General features: G+C 39.5%; 15 protein-coding genes, 1 other RNA gene and 1 other annotated feature. Of the genes, 14 read left to right on the top strand and 2 right to left on the bottom strand.

What is annotated here, in order from left to right:
* Nucleotides 1–123 precede the first annotated feature (123 nt).
* Together yajC and ACQQ2I_RS13540 are read left to right on the top strand one after the other, a co-directional pair.
* Nucleotides 124–384, top strand: coding sequence for a preprotein translocase subunit YajC (gene yajC / locus ACQQ2I_RS13545; RefSeq protein WP_431027321.1), 261 nt, complete (start codon nucleotides 124–126; stop codon nucleotides 382–384).
* Nucleotides 385–608: 224 nt separating this feature from the next.
* On the top strand, nucleotides 609–1,250 hold the full coding sequence (locus tag ACQQ2I_RS13540; RefSeq protein WP_431027320.1) for a DUF421 domain-containing protein: 642 nt from the start codon (nucleotides 609–611) through the stop codon (nucleotides 1,248–1,250).
* On the opposite strand, the gene ACQQ2I_RS13535 is transcribed toward ACQQ2I_RS13540, so the two are convergent.
* A complete protein-coding gene (locus ACQQ2I_RS13535) occupies nucleotides 1,230–2,726 on the bottom strand; it encodes a putative polysaccharide biosynthesis protein (RefSeq protein WP_431027319.1) in 1,497 nt (498 codons plus the stop codon). The genes ACQQ2I_RS13540 and ACQQ2I_RS13535 overlap by 21 nt on opposite strands.
* Before the next feature lie 97 nt (nucleotides 2,727–2,823).
* On the opposite strand from ACQQ2I_RS13535, the gene ACQQ2I_RS13530 reads away from it, so the two are divergent.
* The 8 genes from ACQQ2I_RS13530 to ACQQ2I_RS13495 all read left to right on the top strand — a co-directional run bounded on the left by ACQQ2I_RS13530 (nucleotide 2,824) and on the right by ACQQ2I_RS13495 (nucleotide 13,048).
* Nucleotides 2,824–3,135, top strand: a complete 312-nt coding sequence (locus ACQQ2I_RS13530) for a post-transcriptional regulator (RefSeq protein WP_431027318.1) — start codon at nucleotides 2,824–2,826, stop codon at nucleotides 3,133–3,135.
* Nucleotides 3,136–3,392: 257 nt separating this feature from the next.
* Nucleotides 3,393–5,669: a protein translocase subunit SecDF gene (gene secDF, locus ACQQ2I_RS13525; protein WP_431027317.1), complete on the top strand. Its 2,277-nt coding sequence runs from the start codon at nucleotides 3,393–3,395 to the stop codon at nucleotides 5,667–5,669.
* A gap of 106 nt (nucleotides 5,670–5,775) precedes the next feature.
* Nucleotides 5,776–6,126: a LapA family protein gene (locus tag ACQQ2I_RS13520; protein WP_431027316.1), complete on the top strand. Its 351-nt coding sequence runs from the start codon at nucleotides 5,776–5,778 to the stop codon at nucleotides 6,124–6,126.
* Between the two features lie 652 nt (nucleotides 6,127–6,778).
* Nucleotides 6,779–9,100, top strand: coding sequence for a single-stranded-DNA-specific exonuclease RecJ (recJ, locus tag ACQQ2I_RS13515; RefSeq protein WP_431027315.1), 2,322 nt, complete (start codon nucleotides 6,779–6,781; stop codon nucleotides 9,098–9,100).
* 20 nt (nucleotides 9,101–9,120) lie between these two features.
* Nucleotides 9,121–9,633, top strand: coding sequence for an adenine phosphoribosyltransferase (locus ACQQ2I_RS13510; RefSeq protein ID WP_431027314.1), 513 nt, complete (start codon nucleotides 9,121–9,123; stop codon nucleotides 9,631–9,633).
* A 206-nt stretch (nucleotides 9,634–9,839) separates the two neighbouring features.
* The gene (locus ACQQ2I_RS13505) at nucleotides 9,840–12,032 is read left to right on the top strand and encodes a RelA/SpoT family protein (protein WP_431027313.1); all 2,193 of its coding nucleotides are present in this window, start codon (nucleotides 9,840–9,842) and stop codon (nucleotides 12,030–12,032) included.
* Nucleotides 12,033–12,333: 301 nt separating this feature from the next.
* Entirely contained in the window at nucleotides 12,334–12,777 is a 444-nt protein-coding gene (gene dtd, locus ACQQ2I_RS13500) for a D-aminoacyl-tRNA deacylase (RefSeq protein WP_431027312.1), read from the top strand.
* A gap of 67 nt (nucleotides 12,778–12,844) precedes the next feature.
* Nucleotides 12,845–13,048, top strand: a complete 204-nt coding sequence (locus ACQQ2I_RS13495; protein ID WP_431027311.1) for a DUF2642 domain-containing protein — start codon at nucleotides 12,845–12,847, stop codon at nucleotides 13,046–13,048.
* Nucleotides 13,049–13,360: 312 nt separating this feature from the next.
* Here ACQQ2I_RS13495 and ACQQ2I_RS13490 read toward each other — a convergent pair whose 3' ends face one another.
* A complete protein-coding gene (locus tag ACQQ2I_RS13490) occupies nucleotides 13,361–14,905 on the bottom strand; it encodes an N-acetylmuramoyl-L-alanine amidase (RefSeq protein ID WP_431027310.1) in 1,545 nt (514 codons plus the stop codon).
* A gap of 270 nt (nucleotides 14,906–15,175) precedes the next feature.
* Nucleotides 15,176–15,405 (top strand) — a binding site (T-box leader).
* Between the two features lie 65 nt (nucleotides 15,406–15,470).
* Between ACQQ2I_RS13490 and hisS the strand changes: the two genes are divergently transcribed.
* From hisS to ACQQ2I_RS13470, 4 genes are all read left to right on the top strand, one after another.
* A complete protein-coding gene (gene hisS / locus ACQQ2I_RS13485) occupies nucleotides 15,471–16,733 on the top strand; it encodes a histidine--tRNA ligase (RefSeq protein WP_431027309.1) in 1,263 nt (420 codons plus the stop codon).
* Between the two features lie 23 nt (nucleotides 16,734–16,756).
* A complete protein-coding gene (aspS, locus tag ACQQ2I_RS13480) occupies nucleotides 16,757–18,526 on the top strand; it encodes an aspartate--tRNA ligase (protein WP_431027307.1) in 1,770 nt (589 codons plus the stop codon).
* Nucleotides 18,527–18,648: 122 nt separating this feature from the next.
* A non-coding RNA gene (gene ssrS, locus ACQQ2I_RS13475) (6S RNA) lies at nucleotides 18,649–18,841 on the top strand.
* 208 nt (nucleotides 18,842–19,049) lie between these two features.
* On the top strand, nucleotides 19,050–19,811 hold the full coding sequence (locus ACQQ2I_RS13470; protein WP_431027306.1) for a tRNA threonylcarbamoyladenosine dehydratase: 762 nt from the start codon (nucleotides 19,050–19,052) through the stop codon (nucleotides 19,809–19,811).
* Nucleotides 19,812–19,847 lie beyond the last annotated feature (36 nt).

Raw genomic sequence — 19,847 nt, 5'->3', positions numbered from 1 at the left:
GTTTTTGTAGAAATTCTTTTCTTATGATAGAAAAATTCAAGAATTTGATAGAAAATCTCGCCATATAATGAGAATTTATACTATACTAGTAAAGATAAGATTTTCGAAAGGAGTCTATATAAAATGGATGCAGCATATGGACAATTGATTATGATTGTTTTGATGTTTGTTGCGATGTGGTTTATTTTAATCCGTCCAGCACAAAAGCGACAAAAAGCAACAGTTGCGATGCAAAACGATCTAAAAAAAGGTGACAAAGTCATTACAATTGGTGGCTTACATGGCGAAATTGATGCAATTGAAGATACAGCGATTTATTTAAAAATTGCTAATAATACAACTGTGAAATTTGAACGCCAAGCAATCGGCAGAGTTGTAGAATAATAAAAAGGAAGGTGTCGTCTGAAAGACTTTTGAGACGACACCTTTCGCGACGAGGATGGTGGCATGTTGATGCGACCACCGCAGGAGCAATATTTCGTAATGGATACTAATCCAGGAGTGAAGGGGATGTACGGAAAGTAAAAGCTTTCTGGACATCCCCTTCCTTTTTTCTGTATAATGCCTAACTTGTTCGCCCACACTGAAATGAAAAAGGGGTGTGAGAGATGGCTGAGTTTTGGATCATTGCTTTTCGTACGATTGTTTTATATATTGTTGTCCTCCTTGTTTTTCGCTTGATGGGAAAACGGGAAGTAGGCGAACTAAGCCTACTTGATTTTGCTGTATACGTACTCATTGCTGAAGTAGCGTCACTAGCAATCGATAATTTAGATCGGTCATTAGTGTTAGCTGTTGTACCGATTGTTTTACTATTTATCATCCAGTATTTAAACGCCCTTTTTATTTTAAAAAATAAGAAAATGCGCGATACGATTGATGGTGATCCGACAATTATCATTCGTGACGGTGTGATTGTCGAAGCTGAAATGCGTAAACAGCGCTATAATTTAGATGATTTATTTCAACAGTTACGTGAACAAGGCATTTCATCTGTACAAAGTGTTGCTTATGCTTTTTTAGAACCGTCTGGTAAACTATCAGTTTTTAAAAAAGGGGATGAGCCGTTCATCCTGCCAATTGTCATAGATGGGTATGTCGATGACAAACATTTGAAATTTATCGGGAAAGATCGAAAATGGTTAGAAGATCAGTTGCGCGATGAAGGTGTGCATACTACGGATGAGGTGTTTTATTGTTGTTATGAAGATGGGAAAGTTCATTATCAGTTAAAGGCGCGAAAAAAGTAAACGGACGTAACGGAAATCAGATAGGTTAATTTGTTTTGTCAAGAGCAGTAAAATGGTTAATAAAGAAAATGTTGTTACTATACTTGTAATTATGGAATTGTAAGGAATCGTTGATTGCACAATACATGTGACGATAAAACAGCCATAAGATGCGGCAAATAAACGGAAGCCCACTTCAATTTTCGGATTGTTACGAACGGATGCAATATGTAAAAACGAAGTAAGCAAAACACCAAATCCGATCGCAATAATAGCGCCGTACTGTTGTAGCATTGGCTGTGCCGCCAACACAAGCATTAATAAAAGTTTCCCAATTCCACCATAAATCGAATTCATCATCGCCACGCGGGCTTGGTCCAACGCCTGTAAAATTGACAGGAGCGGACTTTGAATATAATAAAAATAAAAAATAGGCGCTAGTATTTTCATGTAGTTTGTTTCGTCGTTTAAGTGAAATAGTTCTACTGCAAGAAAGTCCCCGTATAACAAGAAAAACGTTGCAGCATAGCAACCTATCAGTGAACAAAGGCGCAATGAAATCGTAATCCGTTGATTGAGTAATCGAACGTTCTGAACAGCTGCAGCATTACTAATCGCAGGAATTAAAATAATGGCGAGTGCTGCCGGTATGAATGCTGGGAAGAGCAGGAGGGGGATATGTACTCCTGAAATCACCCCGTATAAAGTAGTAGCCGCTGTTGCCGTTAAACCTGAAATCGTGAGTGCTTTTAAAAACACAATAGGTTCTAAAAACCATGTAAATGTACCGAATAGTTTGCTGCCTGCTGAAGGTAATGCAATACGAAACAGTGGCCCGCTACGATAAGTACCTACTTTTTTGTCTGTCCGTATTTTCACGAAATGATAGTGAATCAGTAAGTAAATGAGAGCGGCACATTCACCGAGAGCGGTCATTCCCATCGCAAATGCAGCATTTGTCGTACTGGAATCGGTTAATAAGTACGGCAGAGCAAAGGAAACAGCAGCAATGCGGATCGTTTGCTCTATTAGGGACGACCAGGCAGTAGGTGTTGTTTTCCCTAACCCGAGCAAATAGGCTCTAATAATCCCCGCATACACCACAATGGGTACGGTATAAATCGCAACTATTAGTGGATAGCGTGTCCCCTCACTTTGTAATAACGTTTCCGCAATCGTTGGTGTAATAAACGCAAGAATCGGTAAAAAAACTAAAATGGAAACGGTAGAAATACGTAGGCACGTTTTTAGGACGCTTTTTGTGTCTGTAATTTTCCCTTTTGCATAAAGTTCTGCTACAACTTTTGTTAAAGCAATTGGTAAGCCGAGTTGCACTAAAGAAATAAAGAAAATAAAAGCAGGGTAGGCGGTCATATAAATACCAACAACTTCTTCTCCCGCAATGCGCATAAACTGCATGCGATAAACAAAACCAAATAGTTTAGATAAAAAAATAACGACTGTCAACAGAAGCGTGCCTTTAACAAAAGAAGCCATGAGCAGTGCAATCCCTTCTCTTTTTTTTATGTTTCATATACAATATTGGTATGCAAATACACCGACCATTAAAACTAACTATTAGGGGTGGATTGTCGTGGCAGTTCCTTATGAGTCGCTTTATCGTAAAATGCAATTAGTTTTACAAAGCAAACTGGAAGAGTTTGAACTTTATGAATATGATGCCATTACAATGGAACAGTTATGGCAATATTGTGTTGAAAAGAAATGGCGCAAAAAAGTAGTAGAGGAACTTCCCTTACATGTAGTAGTATCAACGATTTTTTCAATCACCCCATCAGAACTGTTAAATCATGTACAAATAAAAGAACTACAGTTTAATGATGGAATCATTGACTTAAATGCAGAAGACCTGGAAGCATTACTAGGACCTAAGAAAAAAGAATAACATTTTAGTAAAAAAATGCTTGTTTATGGAATGTTCATTTGACAGCGAACGCGACCTATTTCATAATAAGCTTATTGCACGTTTCTTTTACAAATTTTTCTGTTAATCAACACCGCTATTTGTATTTCTGGAATAGTAAGGTGAAGGGAAAAGTATAGCTTAGCAGTGATATTTGCTACATAAGTAAAAGAAAGAGCGCAAATTATTTTGCGCTCTTTCTCGTGTGCGTCAGCATGCATTTTGAGGAGGATTTACAGATGAAATTAGCAAACCGTATCCTTACCTTTATACTTGTAGTAGGGCTACTATTCGCAGGTATGGGGACAACGGTACAAGGCATTCTAAAAGACGTAAAACTAGGGCTAGATTTACAAGGTGGCTTTGAAGTACTTTATGAAGTCGAAACACTGGACGGACAGGATGTTACGGAAAAAATATTGGCTGATACGACAACCGCTTTAAATGATCGTATTAACCGATTTGGCGTTAGTGAGCCGAGCATTCAAGTAGAAGGAGAAGACCGTATCCGTGTACAACTTGCCGGCTTAGATGACCAGTCATCCGCTCGTGAGTTATTATCAAGTACGGCTGAGTTAACGTTCCGTGATGTGAACGATAACGTATTACTTGATGGGACAGATTTAAAAGAGGGCGGTGCTGCTTCGGCATTTGGCCAGCAAAACCAACCAATCGTGACATTAAAATTAAAAGATGCAAATAAATTTGCTGCTGTAACACGTGAACTTGCTTCACGTCCTGTTGGTGAAAATTTATTAGTTGTATGGTTAGACTTTGAAGAAGGTGTAGATTCATACGCAGCTGAAGTGGCAAAAATGTCTCAAGGTGAGAAACCAAAATATGCATCAGCGGCTACGGTTTCAAAAGTCATTGATTCAACAGATGTTCAAATTTCAGGGAGCTTTACTGTAGAAGAAACGAAAACATTAGAAAGTATTTTAAACTCAGGTTCATTACCTGTTAAATTAACAGAGATTTACTCGACATCAGTTGGTGCACAGTTCGGGGAAGATGCATTAAATGATACAGTGAAGGCTGGCGTTGTCGGGGTCGCGCTTATCTTTGTATTCATGTTATTGTATTATCGTTTACCAGGTTTTATCGCTATTATTACATTAACAACGTTCACGTACTTAGTACTTGTTATCTTTAATGGTATTAATGCGGTATTAACATTACCAGGGATTGCCGCCATCGTACTCGGTGTTGGAATGGCTGTAGATGCCAATATTTTAACAGCAGAACGTATTCGCGAAGAATTGCGCGTAGGGCGTACGGTAAAAGAGGCTTATCAACTTGGCTCAAAACAATCGTTATCAGCTATTATTGATGCACAGTTAACGACGTTATTAGCGGCTGTTGTGTTATTCGGGTTTGGTACAAGTTCGGTTAAAGGTTTCGCAACGATGTTAATTATTACGATTTTATTATCATTCATTACCGCGGTATGGGGTTCTCGTATGTTACTAGGTTTACTAGTTAATAGCGGATACTTTAATAACCCTGCTTGGTTTGGTGTTGCCAAATCGAAACAGTCTAAGCCAGAAGATGAAGTATCAACATTAGACTTAACGACGAAATTCGATAAGCTTGATTTCGTTAAGAACCGTAAAAAGTTCTATGCCTTTTCGTTAATTATCTTATTAGTAGGCTCAGCGATTTTAGGCATGTACAAATTAAATTTAGGTATCGATTTCTCAAGTGGTACGCGTATTGATATCGAAGCACCAACTGCAGTGACAAAGGAAGAGATGGTCGATTATTTAGCGTCAATAGGCTATGAAACAGATGATGTGCTCATTTCAGGTAACGAACAAAATATTGCTGTAGCCCGCTATAAAACGGAATTCGGACAAGATAAAGTTGCCGACTTTAAGGCGAAGGTTTTAGCAGATTACGGTCAGGAGCCGAATGTAAGTACGGTATCATCAACCGTTGGGGAAGAGCTTGTGAAAAATGCGATTAAGGCATTATCCATTGCGGCGCTTGGCATTATTATTTATGTAGCAGTGCGTTTCGAATGGCGCATGGGTGTCGGGGCGATTGCGTCGTTACTGCATGACATATTCTTTATCATCGCCATTTTCAGTTTCATGCGTTTAGAAATAGACATTACATTTATCGCGGCTGTGCTGACGATTGTTGGTTACTCCATTAATGACACAATCGTAACATTTGACCGCATCCGTGAAAATGTTAATCGTTCAGAGAAGATTACAACGAAAGAAGACTTGGCATTAATCGTCAATAAATCACTGCGTCAAACAATGGGGCGTTCTGTTAATACAGTATTAACGGTTATTATCGTTGTTGTAGCGTTAATTGCATTAGGTGCGCCGTCTATTCAAAACTTCTCAATTGCGTTATTAATCGGTTTAGTAACAGGGATGTATTCATCAATTTGTATCGCTGCTCAAATTTGGTACACATTAAAATCACGTGAAATGAGCAAAAAGGGTACAGCAGTTGTGAAAAAAGAGAAAAAACAATGGGGTTCAGACGAGCCAGTTGTATAATATGTAGTCAAGTGTGTCAGGATTGTCTTCTGGCACACTTTTTTCTTTTTGCCATTACATATTGAGTAAATAGATATGCATATAGATGAAGGAGGGGAGCGTTTTTATGAAGATACAATGGACCATATTAGCGGGACTTCTTTTTGCTCTTATGATTGCTGTGTTTGCTTACGTTAATATAGAAAAGGTATCTGTAAATTATGTATTTGGAAAAGCAGAGTGGCCATTAATTTTTATTGTATTAGGTTCAGCATTTATAGGGATGTTCATTTCAGCTTGTTTTTCAGCTGTTCGTTTGTTTGCAATGAAGTATAAATTGAACCAGCTAAAAAATGAGCTCCACACCATGGATCGCAAATTAACAGAAAAAAATGCCGAGTATATTAGCTTAAAATTACAAATGTCAGAGATGCAAGAGAAATTTGAACGGGAATTTCACAACCCATTTTTAAAGTGAAATCGTATAGATAGAAGATTATAGTGTGCGGTAAAATCTAGTTTATAGGATTTTACCGTTTTTTTATGATTGAAAAGGTTATATACATACTTATAACGAGCAAATTCTAAAATATATATTACCCTCTGAGTAACCGTTGCTTTCCGCTCCGGCACTCGCTTTCCACGGGCGAGATCAAGCCTCCCCGTCGCTCGTGCTTCGGTGCTCCTGTCGCTACGCTTTCGTCGCAAATAAATTTCCTGCGGGGCCTTCAGCTCGGGGTAACATGATGTTGCTCACAAAGGCGTTGCGATCGTGACGTGGCGACTTTAGCCTTTGCTCGCTTGTCCCGCTGGAGTCACCGTTCTCCGTTCCGTGTGCTACCTACCTCTACATAAATTAATTGATGAAATAAGGTGTTTGTTGATTGGAGTGGAGGCTGGACGCCCCCCGGAAAGCGCCCAGCTGCTCCTGACGCTCCGCTTTCGTCGCAAATGAATTTGGAACGGAAATCAACCCCCATTTACGGTGATGAACCACATATTTTACAAAGCGTTAAATCCATCTACAACAATTTTAAGGTGAGGGATGTTTTTCTAATGACAATCTATTCATATTTCTCCTATTTAAAATAAAAAACCGCTATAATGGACATCATAAAGGAAGTGAAAGAATGATAGAATCAGCAAAAAAATGGATTGTGCAGCGTCCGGACTCACATGTAGTGCAACAATTACAAAAAAAACTAGGGATTTCAGCAATTGCAGCAAAAATTTTAGTGGCGCGTGGTTGTACATCAGAGGAGCAAGCGGTATCACTGCTCCAAACAGATGAGCGTCATTTTCACGACCCGTTTGCCATGCATGGGATGGAACAGGCAGTAGCACGTATCAATCAAGCGCTTGAAGAAGGCGAAAAAATAGTAGTATATGGTGACTATGATTCCGACGGCATAACAAGTACGACGGTTATGCTCAATGTATTATTGGATTTAGGCGCAGATGTCGATTTTATGATTCCGAATCGTTTCACACACGGATATGGTCCACATGAAGAATTATTCCGCCAGGCGTATGAAAATGGCGTAAAGTTAATTATTACAGTCGATAATGGGATTAGCGGGATTGAACCGATTCGTGTAGCGAAAGAGCTTGGCATGGATGTGATTGTCACGGACCATCATGAGGCGGGTGAGGTGTTACCACCAGCAGACGTAATTTTGCATCCTCGTGTACCGGAAGGGCATTATCCGTTTGGGGAGCTTGCTGGTGTAGGGGTTGCGTTTAAGCTCGCTCATGCTTTATATGGTGAAGTACCGGATCATTTATTTGAATTGGTTGCCATTGGGACGATTGCAGACTTAGTACCGTTAAAAGGTGAAAATCGTTATTTCGTCAAGCGCGGCATTGAAGCACTGCAAACTTCACAAAGTCCGTGGGTAAAAGTCATTTGTGAGGCGTCAGGTGTAAAGCAAAAAGAAATCAATGAGGAGTCGATTGGCTTTTATTTTGGGCCACGTCTCAATGCCATTGGTCGCCTAGGTGACGCAATGCCCGGTGTTCAGTTTTTAATGAGTGAAACAAAACAGCAAGCAGACACATTAGTGAAATTGCTCAATCAGAAAAACGATGAGCGAAAAGAAATTGTCAATACGATTACAGAAGAGGCTATGGCGATGATTGAATGTGACGAAGCCATTAAAAATAGCCTTGTATTAGTCATAGCAAAAGAGGGATGGAATGCTGGTGTTGTAGGGATTGTTGCGTCTAGGCTTGTTGGGAAATACTATAAGCCAACGATTGTACTTTCACTCGATCAAGAAAAAGGAACAGCGAAAGGTTCTGCTCGTAGTATCGAAGGGTTCCATTTATATGATGAGCTAGCGAAAAACCGTGATATTTTACCGCATTTTGGTGGGCATCCGATGGCGGCTGGTATGACATTGCCGCTTGAGCATGTCGATGAATTGTGTACACGTCTTCATCAACAGGCAACAGCAGTATTAACAGAAGAGCAGCTTGTACCAAAACTTTATATTGATGTACCAGTCGATTTAAGTGAAGTGTCCATCGAAGCAATTGAAGAAGTTCGTAAGCTCGGTCCATTTGGTACAGAATTTGCAAAGCCAGTATTTGCGTTAGAAAAAATGAATGTTGCGTCGATGCGTCGTATTGGTACGCAAGAAAACCATTTGAAAATGGAGCTTGAAGATGCGTATGGTAAAGTTGATGCTATTGGATTTAGCAAAGGGTATTTATTTAATGAAATTTCCTATGATGTACAAGTTTCGTTTGTCGGAGATTTGCAAATAAATGAATGGCAAGGAATCAAAAAGCCGCAATTTATGATTGAGGATGTCCAGACGGAAGAATGGCAATTATATGATTATCGAGGGAAAAGTCAAGCAGCCAATTGGTTATCGAAGTTACCAGTTGAGCATGTTGATTTTGTCGCGTTCCAACAGCAGACAATCAATCAGTATGAGGGTGTAATCCAGCATGCCATTCACTTAATCGAAAATGAAACAGCGTATCAACAGCTTGGTCCTTATATTGTTATTCTTGATTTACCAGTAAATGTAGAATTACTAGAAAACATGTTGAAAGAAAAGCAATTCAAACGCATTTATGTCCATTTTTATACATCAAATTCACAGTATTTCAATGGGATGCCAACTCGTCAGCACTTTAGTTGGTATTATGCATTTTTAAAAAAACGTCCGACATTTAACTTAAAAGCGCATATTGAACAATTATCGCAACATATTGGACTAAATATTGATGTAATTAAGTTTATGACAAAGGTGTTTTTTGAGCTAGGATTTGTTAAAATAGAGGATGGTTTGACGACTGTTGTCGAAAATGCACCAAAACAAGCATTAGAAGAGGCACCGTCATATAAAATGCGTTCAGTACAATTACAATTAGAGCAAAAGCTTTTATATGCTACATATACAGAGCTGAAAAATTGGTTCAATGAACGAATGAAGGGCTAAACCCTCAAGGAGGAAAAATAATGGATTTAACGCAATATATAACAACAGTTGATAACTGGCCTAAGGAAGGCATCAGCTTCAAGGACATTACAACGATTATGGATAACGGTCCAGCTTACAAATACGCAACAGATCAAATCGTTGCCTATGCAAAAGAAGTGGGCGCAGAAATTATTGTTGGTCCAGAAGCACGTGGTTTCATTATCGGCTGTCCTGTTGCTTATGCACTTGAAATCGGCTTTGCTCCAGTACGTAAGCCAGGAAAATTACCACGTGAAGTCATTGCGGCTGATTACGGCTTAGAATACGGTACGGACACATTAACGATGCATAAAGATGCTGTAAAACCAGGTCAAAAAGTGTTAATCTGTGATGATTTACTTGCAACAGGTGGCACAGTAGAAGCAACGATTCGCTTAATCGAGCAATTAGGCGGAGAAGTCGTAGGGTGTGCATTTTTAATTGAATTATTAGAGCTAAAAGGTCGCGAAAAAATCGGCAAATACCCAGTGAAAACATTAATCCAATACTAATCGCAAAAGCAGTCTCTTTCAGGTTGAGGCTGCTTTTTTAATAAACAAGCAACTTCTGTAAAAATGTTTCGTTTTTACGGAATTTCCATATATTATTATTACAGTGAAGTATACACTAGTATGTCTTTACAATTTGTATGACTATTTTATACAATTAAAGTTATGATACTTAATAGAGAAAAAAATCGGGATAAGGTGGACGAATTATGGCGAAAGAACAAATTTTAGCGCCCGAAGATGTTTTCGAGCTCGTTAAATCGTATATGAATGATGAGCACGTTGCTTTTGTTGTAAAAGCATATGAAGTAGCGAAGGAAGCACATAAAGAGCAATTCCGTAGTTCGGGAGAGCCTTATATTATACATCCTGTGCAAGTAGCAGGGATTTTAGCGGATTTACAAATGGATCCAGAAACGGTTTCCGCTGGATTTTTGCATGATGTAGTAGAGGATACAGCGGTAACACGTGAAGATTTAGTAAGTGAATTCAATGAAGAAGTCGCGATGCTCGTTGATGGTGTAACGAAGCTCGGGAAAATTAAATATATGTCGAAAGAGGAGCAACAAGCGGAAAATCATCGAAAAATGTTTGTGGCAATGGCACAAGATATACGTGTTATTTTAATTAAACTGGCAGACCGTCTGCACAATATGCGTACGCTAAAGCATCTACCAGCAGAAAAACAACGTCGTATTTCAAAAGAGACGCTCGAAATTTTCGCACCGCTTGCGCATCGTTTAGGGATTAGTACGGTAAAGTGGGAGCTTGAAGATACAGCGCTCCGTTATTTAAATCCACAACAATATTATCGTATCGTTAGTTTAATGAAAAAAAAGCGCAATGAGCGTGAGGCGTATTTAGATAATGTCATCGATGAGATTAAATCGCAGCTTGCAGATGTTGAAATCGACGCAGATATTTACGGACGTCCAAAGCATATTTACTCGATTTATCGTAAAATGGCGTTACAAAGAAAGCAGTTTAATGAGATTTATGATTTGCTAGCAGTCCGTATTTTAGTTGATAGCATTAAAGATTGCTACGCCGTCATTGGCATTGTGCATACGCTCTGGAAGCCGATGCCAGGTCGTTTTAAAGATTATATTGCGATGCCGAAGCAAAACCTGTATCAGTCATTGCATACAACGGTCATTGGCCCATATGGTGATCCACTAGAAGTACAAATTCGTACAAAGGAAATGCATAAAATTGCTGAATATGGGATTGCAGCACACTGGGCTTATAAAGAAGGCAAAAACGCAGACAATAAACGTGAAAGTATTGACCAAAAATTAACTTGGTTCCGTGAAATTTTAGAGTTTCAAAATGAATCCTCCAATGCGGAAGAATTCATGGAATCTTTAAAATTTGATTTATTCTCGGATATGGTCTATGTGTTTACGCCAAAAGGTGACGTCGTTGAATTGCCAGCTGGTTCAGTCCCGATAGATTTTGCTTATCGTGTACATTCAGAGGTCGGGAACAAGACGATTGGTGCGAAGGTAAACGGCAAAATGGTCCCGCTTGATACACCGCTTAAAACAGGTGATATTGTAGAAGTACTAACATCAAAACAATCATTTGGTCCAAGTCGTGATTGGATAAAAATTGCCCAAAGTTCGCAAGCGAAACATAAAATTAAACAGTTCTTCAAGAAAAACTTACGTGAAGAAAATGTCGTTAAAGGTCGCGACTTAGTTGAAAAAGAAATTAAAGCCCAAGAGTTTGATTTAAAAGAAGTATTAACGACAGAAAATATTAAACGGGTCATTGAAAAACTTAATTATACACACGAAGATGATTTGTACGCTGCTGTGGGAGTGGGCGGTATTACAGCGCAGCAAATTGTGAATCGTCTTGCCGAAAAAATGCGTAGAGAGCGTGAACATGAGGAAGCGCTTGAAAAGATTGCAAAAGAAATGGCGAAACCTGTTCAGCAAAAACGAACAGAAACAGGGGTTGTCGTGAAAGGAATTGATAATTTATTAATTCGCTTATCACGCTGTTGTACGCCGGTTCCTGGGGATGAAATTGTTGGTTTTATCACAAAAGGTCGCGGTGTTTCTGTGCACCGAGCAGATTGTCCAAATATTCAAGAAGATGATAATGCGGACCGCTTAATTGAAGTGGAATGGGAAAATGGTAGAGCAGAGCGTAAAGAGTATCCAGTAGATATTGAAATTTCTGCATTTGATCGACCAGGCATTTTAAATGATGTCATGATGGCAGTAAGCGATGCAAAAACGAATATTTTAGCCGTATCAGGTCGCGCGGATCGAGACAAAATTGCCACGATTCACTTAACGATATCCATTACGAACATAACGGGACTACATAAAGTAGTCGACCGCATTAAACAACTGCCGGACATTTATTCGGTCCAACGTGTTATTAATTAGATTTGCTTAAAAATAGATTTTAATTCAGAAGTAATCTATTTTTGATTAAAAAGAAATGAGTAGAAAAGCACATGTAACGGAGGGCGGCGAGTGTAGCTGACGGCATTCGCCTTTCGCTACAGAGCAAAGCTTCCAGCGGGAAAAGCGAGACAGCCGAGACCCCGCAGAAGCGTAGCGACGAGGAGGCTTGGCCTCGCCCGCGGAAAGCGTCCGCCTGGAGTGGAATGTGTTGTTGAATAAAAGTTTGGATGAAGAACCTAAAATAATATTAGTGATTAAAAAAAGATAGAAGGTACGAAAGATGAAAGTTGTGATTCAACGATCAAAACAAGCATCTGTCACGGTAGAGGGAGAAGTGACAGGTGCGATTGATAAAGGATATGTTTTATTAGTAGGGATTACACATACAGACACACCAGAAGATATTGCTTATTGTGCAAAAAAAGTAGCGGAACTTCGTTTATGGGAAGATGAAGAAGGGAAAATGAACCACTCTATTTTAGAAACGAGTGGTGCTATTTTATCTGTTTCACAGTTCACATTGTATGGGGATACGAAAAAAGGGAGACGACCAAGCTTTATCGAGGCGGCACGTCCTGAACAAGCAAAGCCGATGTGGGATGCGTTCAATGAAGCCTTAAGAGTATACGGTCTACATGTTGAGACAGGTGTTTTTGGTGCTATGATGGATGTTGCACTGATCAACGATGGACCAGTAACCATTGTCATCGATTCTGCCAAGTAAACTTTTCCTATATCCCTTCATACAATGAAAGTGAGAGTATATTTGAAGGGGTAGGGGGAATCAATCGATGCAAATATCAAATCCATACTTATTTGAGACGGTAAAAGGTTTAATGGGGCAACAAATTGTCGTGCAAACCGAAAAAAATATCCAACAGGGTGTTTTGACGTCCGTATTACCCGACCATGTCGTTATCGAAATTTGCAAAACACCATTCTTTATTCGAATGGATGAAGTTATTTGGATTACGCTAGCTAGGGTTTCAAGTTGATGTGTAAAAGCACCTGCTATTTGTCGTCTGTTATACAGGGACAAGCAGCAGGTGCTTTTTATTGGTGAATATGCGAAAATATAGGTCCTAAAAAGAAAAGAATCTGCAACGCTTTCACTTAGGGAAGCGAGCAGATTCTTATTGTTTATTTTTTAAAAGATAAGAAAGTATAAACTTTTTCTAGTTTAAAGAGTGTCTAGCGCAAGCGGACCAGCCCCTCGTGACGTTTCGAAAGTCTCTTCGTGTGCAAGCACACTGTGAGCCTATCTCCAACGCATGTCGGGGCTAGAGTGGGCGCTTGCGCTTTTCTTATTATAATTGTGCATCAAAGTAGTTTAGTATGCCTTGATAAATGCCCAGTGTAGCTTGTTCACGATAGTAGTCTGTTGTAATGTTACGTTCTTCACTTGGGTTACTTAAAAAGCCTAGTTCTATCAAAATGGCTTCTTGTCTATTTTCACGCAATACTAAATAATTTCCTGGCTGTACACCACGGTCACGAATCGATACTTTTTTTGATAGACCCGCATGTACGTATTCAGCTAATTGTTTTTGATAGCTATTCATGTAATACGTTGTTACACCTGAAACAGAGCTATTTTCCGTTGCATCATAATGAATACTAATAAAAGCATCTGCCTCTACTTGATGCCCCATTGCTACACGCTTGCGTAAATCGACATAAACATCTGATTCACGTGTAAGCACGACATCCGCGCCAGCCGCTCGTAGCTTGGATTTTAAAAGTTCGGCTGTTTTTAACGTAATATCTTTTTCATCTGTTCCACGAACGCCTGTTGTTCCGTGGTCATTTCCGCCGTGACCGGGGTCAATGACGATTGTTAGTCCTCTTAATGTTCCTTTTTTTCGACTACTGCTGTTTTTTTGCGTAGATGATACATGTTGAGTGGCATTATTTAACGACACAACCCAGTTTGCTACGAAGGCTACTTGCCCATCTTTCAGCGCAATTTTATACCAATCGCCTTCAGTAGAAAGAATCGGGTATGTTTCTCCTACGTTTCCAAGGTGGACAATGGCAGATGCGGTTGACGCTTCTTCACGTAAGTTTGTGCCATCATAGATAATGGTTACACTTTCATCAGAAGCTTGTCCATTTGATGGTGCTGCAGTATTTCCATTTGTTGAAAATGTACCGTAAAAGCTATAAATCCAACCTTTCGTTTTATCTGCATATTGAATTTGCACCCAATTTTTTGCTTGGTCGAGCACTGTAAATTGCTCACCGTTATAGGCTACACCAATTCGTTTCGATGTTAAATCCGCCTTTTTTCGTACGTTTACTGCATCTACTGTGACTGTAAATAGGTTACCTTTTGCTGTGGATGCGACAGGTGATTGATTATTTTCTATCGAACGATCTTTTATCGTTATATATTGAGAAGATACCCAACCTGTTACCGTACCAAATTGAATTTGAATCCAATCATTTTCTGACTTTATGTAATTCGCTTCATTCCCTAAAAAGAGTTGGGCTAATACTGCTGCAGAAAGAGATGGCTCAGCTCGAACATTCAAATGATCTACCTGTGAGATAATGATTTTGGACGTTTCTGCACTTTCTTTTTCGGTAAGTGGCTTCGTTAACCAGCTAGCAACCCAGCCCTCCGTATTTCCTGATTTTACATGAATCCAGTCGCCTGACTTTTCAATCGTAGAAAGTGTATCGCCCTCTTTCAATTCATCTAAAATTGGATAAGATAACCCTGGACCTTCACGTAAATTCAGGATTTTTCCAGTGACGATTAAATCGTCGCTTGCAGCATTTGAAAGCTTTGGCATAGATATGGAAACAATAAGTACAAGCGCAATCAGCAATTGAACTGTTTTTCTCATAAGATGCCTCCTTTCGAGAGAATAATTTTTTGAGGATGAGAAAATAATCCCACATATGTAGTTCTTTATCGAATCATATTATATCTATTTTAAAAGCAATGATATAGTAAAATCTATAGTTTTTTTGGCGTATAAGCAGTCATTAGGGCATGTAATTATTGAAAAAGAAGATACGATATTCCTACTACCTTCGTACTGTTGAACTAGGCCTTATTAAAAAACAGTTGACAAGAACTTTACTCGACATTAAGATTATGTATAATCTAAAACGAAATGCTAACGATCAAGCAAGTAGTAAATACCACTACTGACAAGAGAGGGAAAATCCTAGGCTGAAAATTTTCCTGCAGTATGTATGATGCGAATAACACTTGGGAGGCTTTTTCCTGAACGGGTTGCTTATTAGGGAAAAACGGAATCGGCCGTTATCCGATTATGAGGTGGATGCATAAGCATCAACTAGGGTGGAACCGCGGAAGTAACAAGCTTTCGTCCCTTGCAAATACGCAAGGGGCGGAAGCTTTTTTATTTTCGTTTAACAATGCAGAGAAAGGAAGTGTCATACATGAGCTTTAAAGTACCTCGTGGAACACAAGATATTTTACCAGGTCAATCAGAGAAATGGCAGAAAGCGGAAGAGGTTTTACGTGAACTTTGCCATGTGTATCGATATAAAGAAATTCGTACACCGATTTTTGAGTCAACCGAATTATTCCAACGTGGTGTTGGTGATACAACGGATATTGTACAAAAAGAAATGTACACATTTGAGGATCGTGGAGGACGTTCGTTAACTTTACGCCCGGAAGGAACGGCTGCCGCTGTTCGCTCATATGTAGAGCACAAAATGTTTGGGCAGCCCGATCAACCAGTGAAGCTTTCTTATATGGGGCCAATGTTCCGCTATGAGCGTCAGCAAGCTGGTCGTTATCGTCAATTCGTCCAGTTTGGGGTGGAAGCAATCGGCTCAGCAGACCCAGCAATCGATGCAGAAGTAATTGCTTTTGCGATGGACATTTATAAAAAAGTAGGGTTAAAAGATTTAAAATTAGTCATTAACTCATTAGGAGATAAAGAGACGCGTGATGCACACCGTACAGCACTTATTAATCATTTTGAGCCGTCTATTGGGGAGTTCTGTTCAGACTGTCAAAAGCGCTTAGAGAAAAATCCTTTACGTATTTTAGATTGTAAAGTAGATCGTGAGCACCCATTAATGGCAACAGCTCCTGCTTTAACAGATTATTTAACAGATGATTCGGCTGAATATTTTGCGAAAGTGAAAAATTACTTAAATATTTTAGAGATTCCGTATGAAGTCGATCCGAATTTAGTACGTGGCTTAGATTACTACAATCATACAGCATTTGAAATTATGTCTACAGCAAGTGGTTTCGGTGCGATTACAACACTTTGCGGTGGTGGACGCTACAATGGTTTAGTCGAAGATATCGGTGGACCAGATGTACCGGGAATCGGCTTTGCATTATCCATTGAACGTTTACTACTAGCACTTGAAGCAGAAGGCGTAACGCTTGAAACGAACGAAGCCCTTGATATGTATGTAGTTGTAATGGGCGATGAAGCAAAAGCGAAAGCCATCGAGCTAGTGAGTCAATTCCGTGCAAACGGTATTTCAGCAGATATGGACTATGCGGATCGCAAAATGAAAGCGCAAATGAAGACAGCAGATCGTCAAGGAGCAAAGTATGTCATCGTACTAGGAGACTCAGAGCTTGAGGAACAAGCAGTCAATGTGAAAGAAATGGCAACAGGCAATCAAGAGAAGGTTGCATTTAAGGAATTAGTTACGTATTTACAAAAATAGATAGAAGTTTTGGAGGAATAACAATGGCACAACGCACACATGCTTGTGGTGAAGTAACAGCTGCTCACCATGGCCAAGAAGTAGTATTAAAAGGCTGGGTACAACGACGCCGTGACTTAGGCGGGCTGATTTTCGTAGATATGCGTGACCGTACAGGCATCGTACAAGTCGTTTTTGGTGATCAAGCAAAAGACGCACTTGAAGTAGCAGATAAAGTACGTAACGAATACGTCATCGAAGTAACGGGTAAAGTCGTGCTTCGTGATGATACACAAGTAAACAAGAATATTAAAACAGGTGAAATTGAAGTTCTTGCCCATTCTTTAACGATTATTAATGAAGCAAAAAACCCACCGTTTGCAATTGAAGATCGAGTAGAGGTAGCGGAAGAATTACGTTTAAAATATCGCTATTTAGACTTACGTCGTCCAGTGATGTTTGACACATTCAAAATGCGTTCGGACGTAACGGTAACAATCCGTAACTTTTTACAAAAAGAAGGCTTTTTAGAAGTGGAAACACCAATTTTAACAAAATCAACGCCAGAAGGGGCACGTGATTATTTAGTACCTTCTCGTGTACACGATGGTGAGTTTTATGCGTTACCACAATCACCACAGCTATTTAAGCAATTATTAATGGTATCTGGTTTCGAGAAATACTTCCAAATCGCACGTTGTTTCCGCGACGAAGACTTACGTGCAGATCGTCAGCCAGAATTCACACAAGTCGATATTGAAACATCATTTATGACGATGGATGAAATCATTGAGATGAATGAGCGCTTAATTCAAGCGGTTATGAAAGACGTGAAAGGTGTAGACGTAACAGCACCATTCCCACGTATGAGCTACAAAGAAGCGATGGATCGTTTCGGTTCAGATAAACCAGACGTACGCTTCGGCTTAGAGCTAGTACAGCTTTCTGATATCGTGAAAGATTCTAGCTTCAAAGTATTCACTGGTGCAATTGAAGCAGGCGGCGAAGTAAAAGCGATTAACGTAAAAGGTGCAGCGGAGAAATTCTCTCGTAAAGATATCGATGCACTTGGTGAGTTTGTTGCGATTTATAAAGCAAAAGGTCTTGCTTGGTTAAAAGTAACAGACGAAGGCTTAAACGGACCAATCGCGAAATTCTTTGAAGGTGAGATGGCTGACAAGCTAATTGAGCGTATGGGTGCTGAAGCAGGCGACTTATTATTATTCGGTGCAGATAAAGTGAATATTGTGGCAGATGCATTAGGTGCACTTCGCTTAAAATTAGGGAAAGAATTAGAGTTAATTGATGAGTCTCAATTCGCATTTTTATGGATTGTCGATTGGCCATTATTCGAATACGACGAAGAAGAAGGGCGCTACTATGCGGCGCACCACCCATTCACGCGTCCATTCGATGAAGATCTTGAGCTAATGGATACAAACCCAGCAGCCGTTCGTGCACAAGCTTACGATATCGTGTTAAACGGTTATGAGCTTGGTGGTGGTTCTTTACGTATTTATGAGCCAGAGCTACAAAACAAAATGTTCAAGCTTTTAGGCTTTACAGAGGAAGAAGCACGCGAGCAATTCGGTTTCTTACTGGAAGCATTTGAATACGGTGTGCCTCCACACGGCGGTTTAGCATTCGGTCTTGACCGTTTCGTTATGCTACTTGCAGGGCGCACAAACTTACGCGACACAATTGCATTCCCAAAAACGGCGACAGCAAGCTGTTTACTAACATCTGCTCCGTCAAACGTATCGGATGCACAACTAGAAGAACTAAACTTACGTGTTACAGCAGTTAAACGATAAAACAAAAGGACTTGCCTTGTGCAAGTCCTTTTAATTTATGAGCAATTATTCTTTTAATAATTTTTAAGTTTTTTTGATTTTTTAGTTTGAAAATTCAGATTAATGATGATAAAATAACAATAACAGCCCTAAGGTGTACGTTTTTAAATAATACCTATCAGTTTTGACCGAACATAAGATAATTGGGAGTTCGATATTTTCTTGTGGCAAACATGCCCCATTGGAGCGGGACGTTTAAAGTAAGAGTGAGGACACCTCCCTGCTAAAGAGTGGGTTCAAGACGATATTATATAGAACGGCACATTTAGGGTTTGTCCATACAAATGCTTTTTCACTCTTCTACAAATAGTAGAAGGGTTTTTATTTTTGTTGCAGGACGAATCGTTAGTGTGTATAATTCCGAGTAGAATAATAAAGATTGAGGCGATCGATAAGCACTTTTGTTTCAATGTATGTACAATAGTACTTATTAACAAAGCGTTTTCAAATAACTTTCAAAATAAATGGAGTGAGAGGTTTTCACATGTTACATCAATTTTCGCGAAATGAGTTAGCGATTGGTCAAGAAGGAATTGAAAAATTAAAAAACACGACAGTAGCTATTTTAGGTGTCGGAGGTGTTGGGTCATTTGCTGCAGAGGCGTGTGCACGTAGTGGTGTGGGCCGAATTATTTTAGTAGATAAAGACAATGTCGATATTACCAATATTAATCGTCAGCTCGTGGCCTATCTGTCAACAGTTGGCAAATCGAAATCAGCTGTAATGAAAGAGCGCATTGCTGATATTAATCCAGAGTGTGAAGTCATTGATATGCATATGTTTTATACAGAGGAAACATATGAACAGTTCTTTGCGCAAGGGATTGACTATGTCATTGATGCATCCGACACAGTGATGTACAAAATTCATATTATGAGGGAATGTTTACAGCGAGGTATCCCGATGATTTCGAGTATGGGCGCAGCAAACAAAATGGACCCAACGCGCTTTAAAATTGCCGATATTTCCAAAACACATACAGACCCACTTGCCAAAATTATTCGGACAAAACTGAAAAAAGAGGGCATTAAAAAAGGGGTAACGGTTGTCTTTTCAGACGAATCACCGATTGTTGTTCGCCCAGATGTAGTGGAAACGGTAGGAAATCCTAATGCGGATATTCGTAAAGCAAAAATGCCACCTTCATCGAATGCGTTTGTACCATCTGTTGCGGGGTTAATTGCCGCAAGCTGGGTCATTAATCAAATTGTAAAAGATATAAAAATCACACGTGTACAAGGATAGCACTGTTTCAAAAGCTTTGCTTAGTTAAAATTTTTA

Source organism: Lysinibacillus sp. LZ02, assembly GCF_050613145.1.
GTDB lineage: Bacteria > Bacillota > Bacilli > Bacillales_A > Planococcaceae > Lysinibacillus_B.
The sequence above is the reverse complement of the archived record's forward strand: the minus strand, read 5'-3'. Positions and strand labels throughout refer to the sequence as shown.

Coding starts and splice junctions, on each gene's coding strand:
- yajC (WP_431027321.1), top strand. CDS start 124: ATGGATGCAGCATATGGACAATTGATTATGATTGTTTTGATGTTTGTT.
- ACQQ2I_RS13540 (WP_431027320.1), top strand. CDS start 609: ATGGCTGAGTTTTGGATCATTGCTTTTCGTACGATTGTTTTATATATT.
- ACQQ2I_RS13535 (WP_431027319.1), bottom strand. CDS start 2,726: ATGGCTTCTTTTGTTAAAGGCACGCTTCTGTTGACAGTCGTTATTTTT.
- secDF (WP_431027317.1), top strand. CDS start 3,393: ATGAAATTAGCAAACCGTATCCTTACCTTTATACTTGTAGTAGGGCTA.
- ACQQ2I_RS13520 (WP_431027316.1), top strand. CDS start 5,776: ATGAAGATACAATGGACCATATTAGCGGGACTTCTTTTTGCTCTTATG.
- recJ (WP_431027315.1), top strand. CDS start 6,779: ATGATAGAATCAGCAAAAAAATGGATTGTGCAGCGTCCGGACTCACAT.
- ACQQ2I_RS13510 (WP_431027314.1), top strand. CDS start 9,121: ATGGATTTAACGCAATATATAACAACAGTTGATAACTGGCCTAAGGAA.
- ACQQ2I_RS13505 (WP_431027313.1), top strand. CDS start 9,840: ATGGCGAAAGAACAAATTTTAGCGCCCGAAGATGTTTTCGAGCTCGTT.
- dtd (WP_431027312.1), top strand. CDS start 12,334: ATGAAAGTTGTGATTCAACGATCAAAACAAGCATCTGTCACGGTAGAG.
- ACQQ2I_RS13495 (WP_431027311.1), top strand. CDS start 12,845: ATGCAAATATCAAATCCATACTTATTTGAGACGGTAAAAGGTTTAATG.
- ACQQ2I_RS13490 (WP_431027310.1), bottom strand. CDS start 14,905: ATGAGAAAAACAGTTCAATTGCTGATTGCGCTTGTACTTATTGTTTCC.
- hisS (WP_431027309.1), top strand. CDS start 15,471: ATGAGCTTTAAAGTACCTCGTGGAACACAAGATATTTTACCAGGTCAA.
- aspS (WP_431027307.1), top strand. CDS start 16,757: ATGGCACAACGCACACATGCTTGTGGTGAAGTAACAGCTGCTCACCAT.
- ACQQ2I_RS13470 (WP_431027306.1), top strand. CDS start 19,050: ATGTTACATCAATTTTCGCGAAATGAGTTAGCGATTGGTCAAGAAGGA.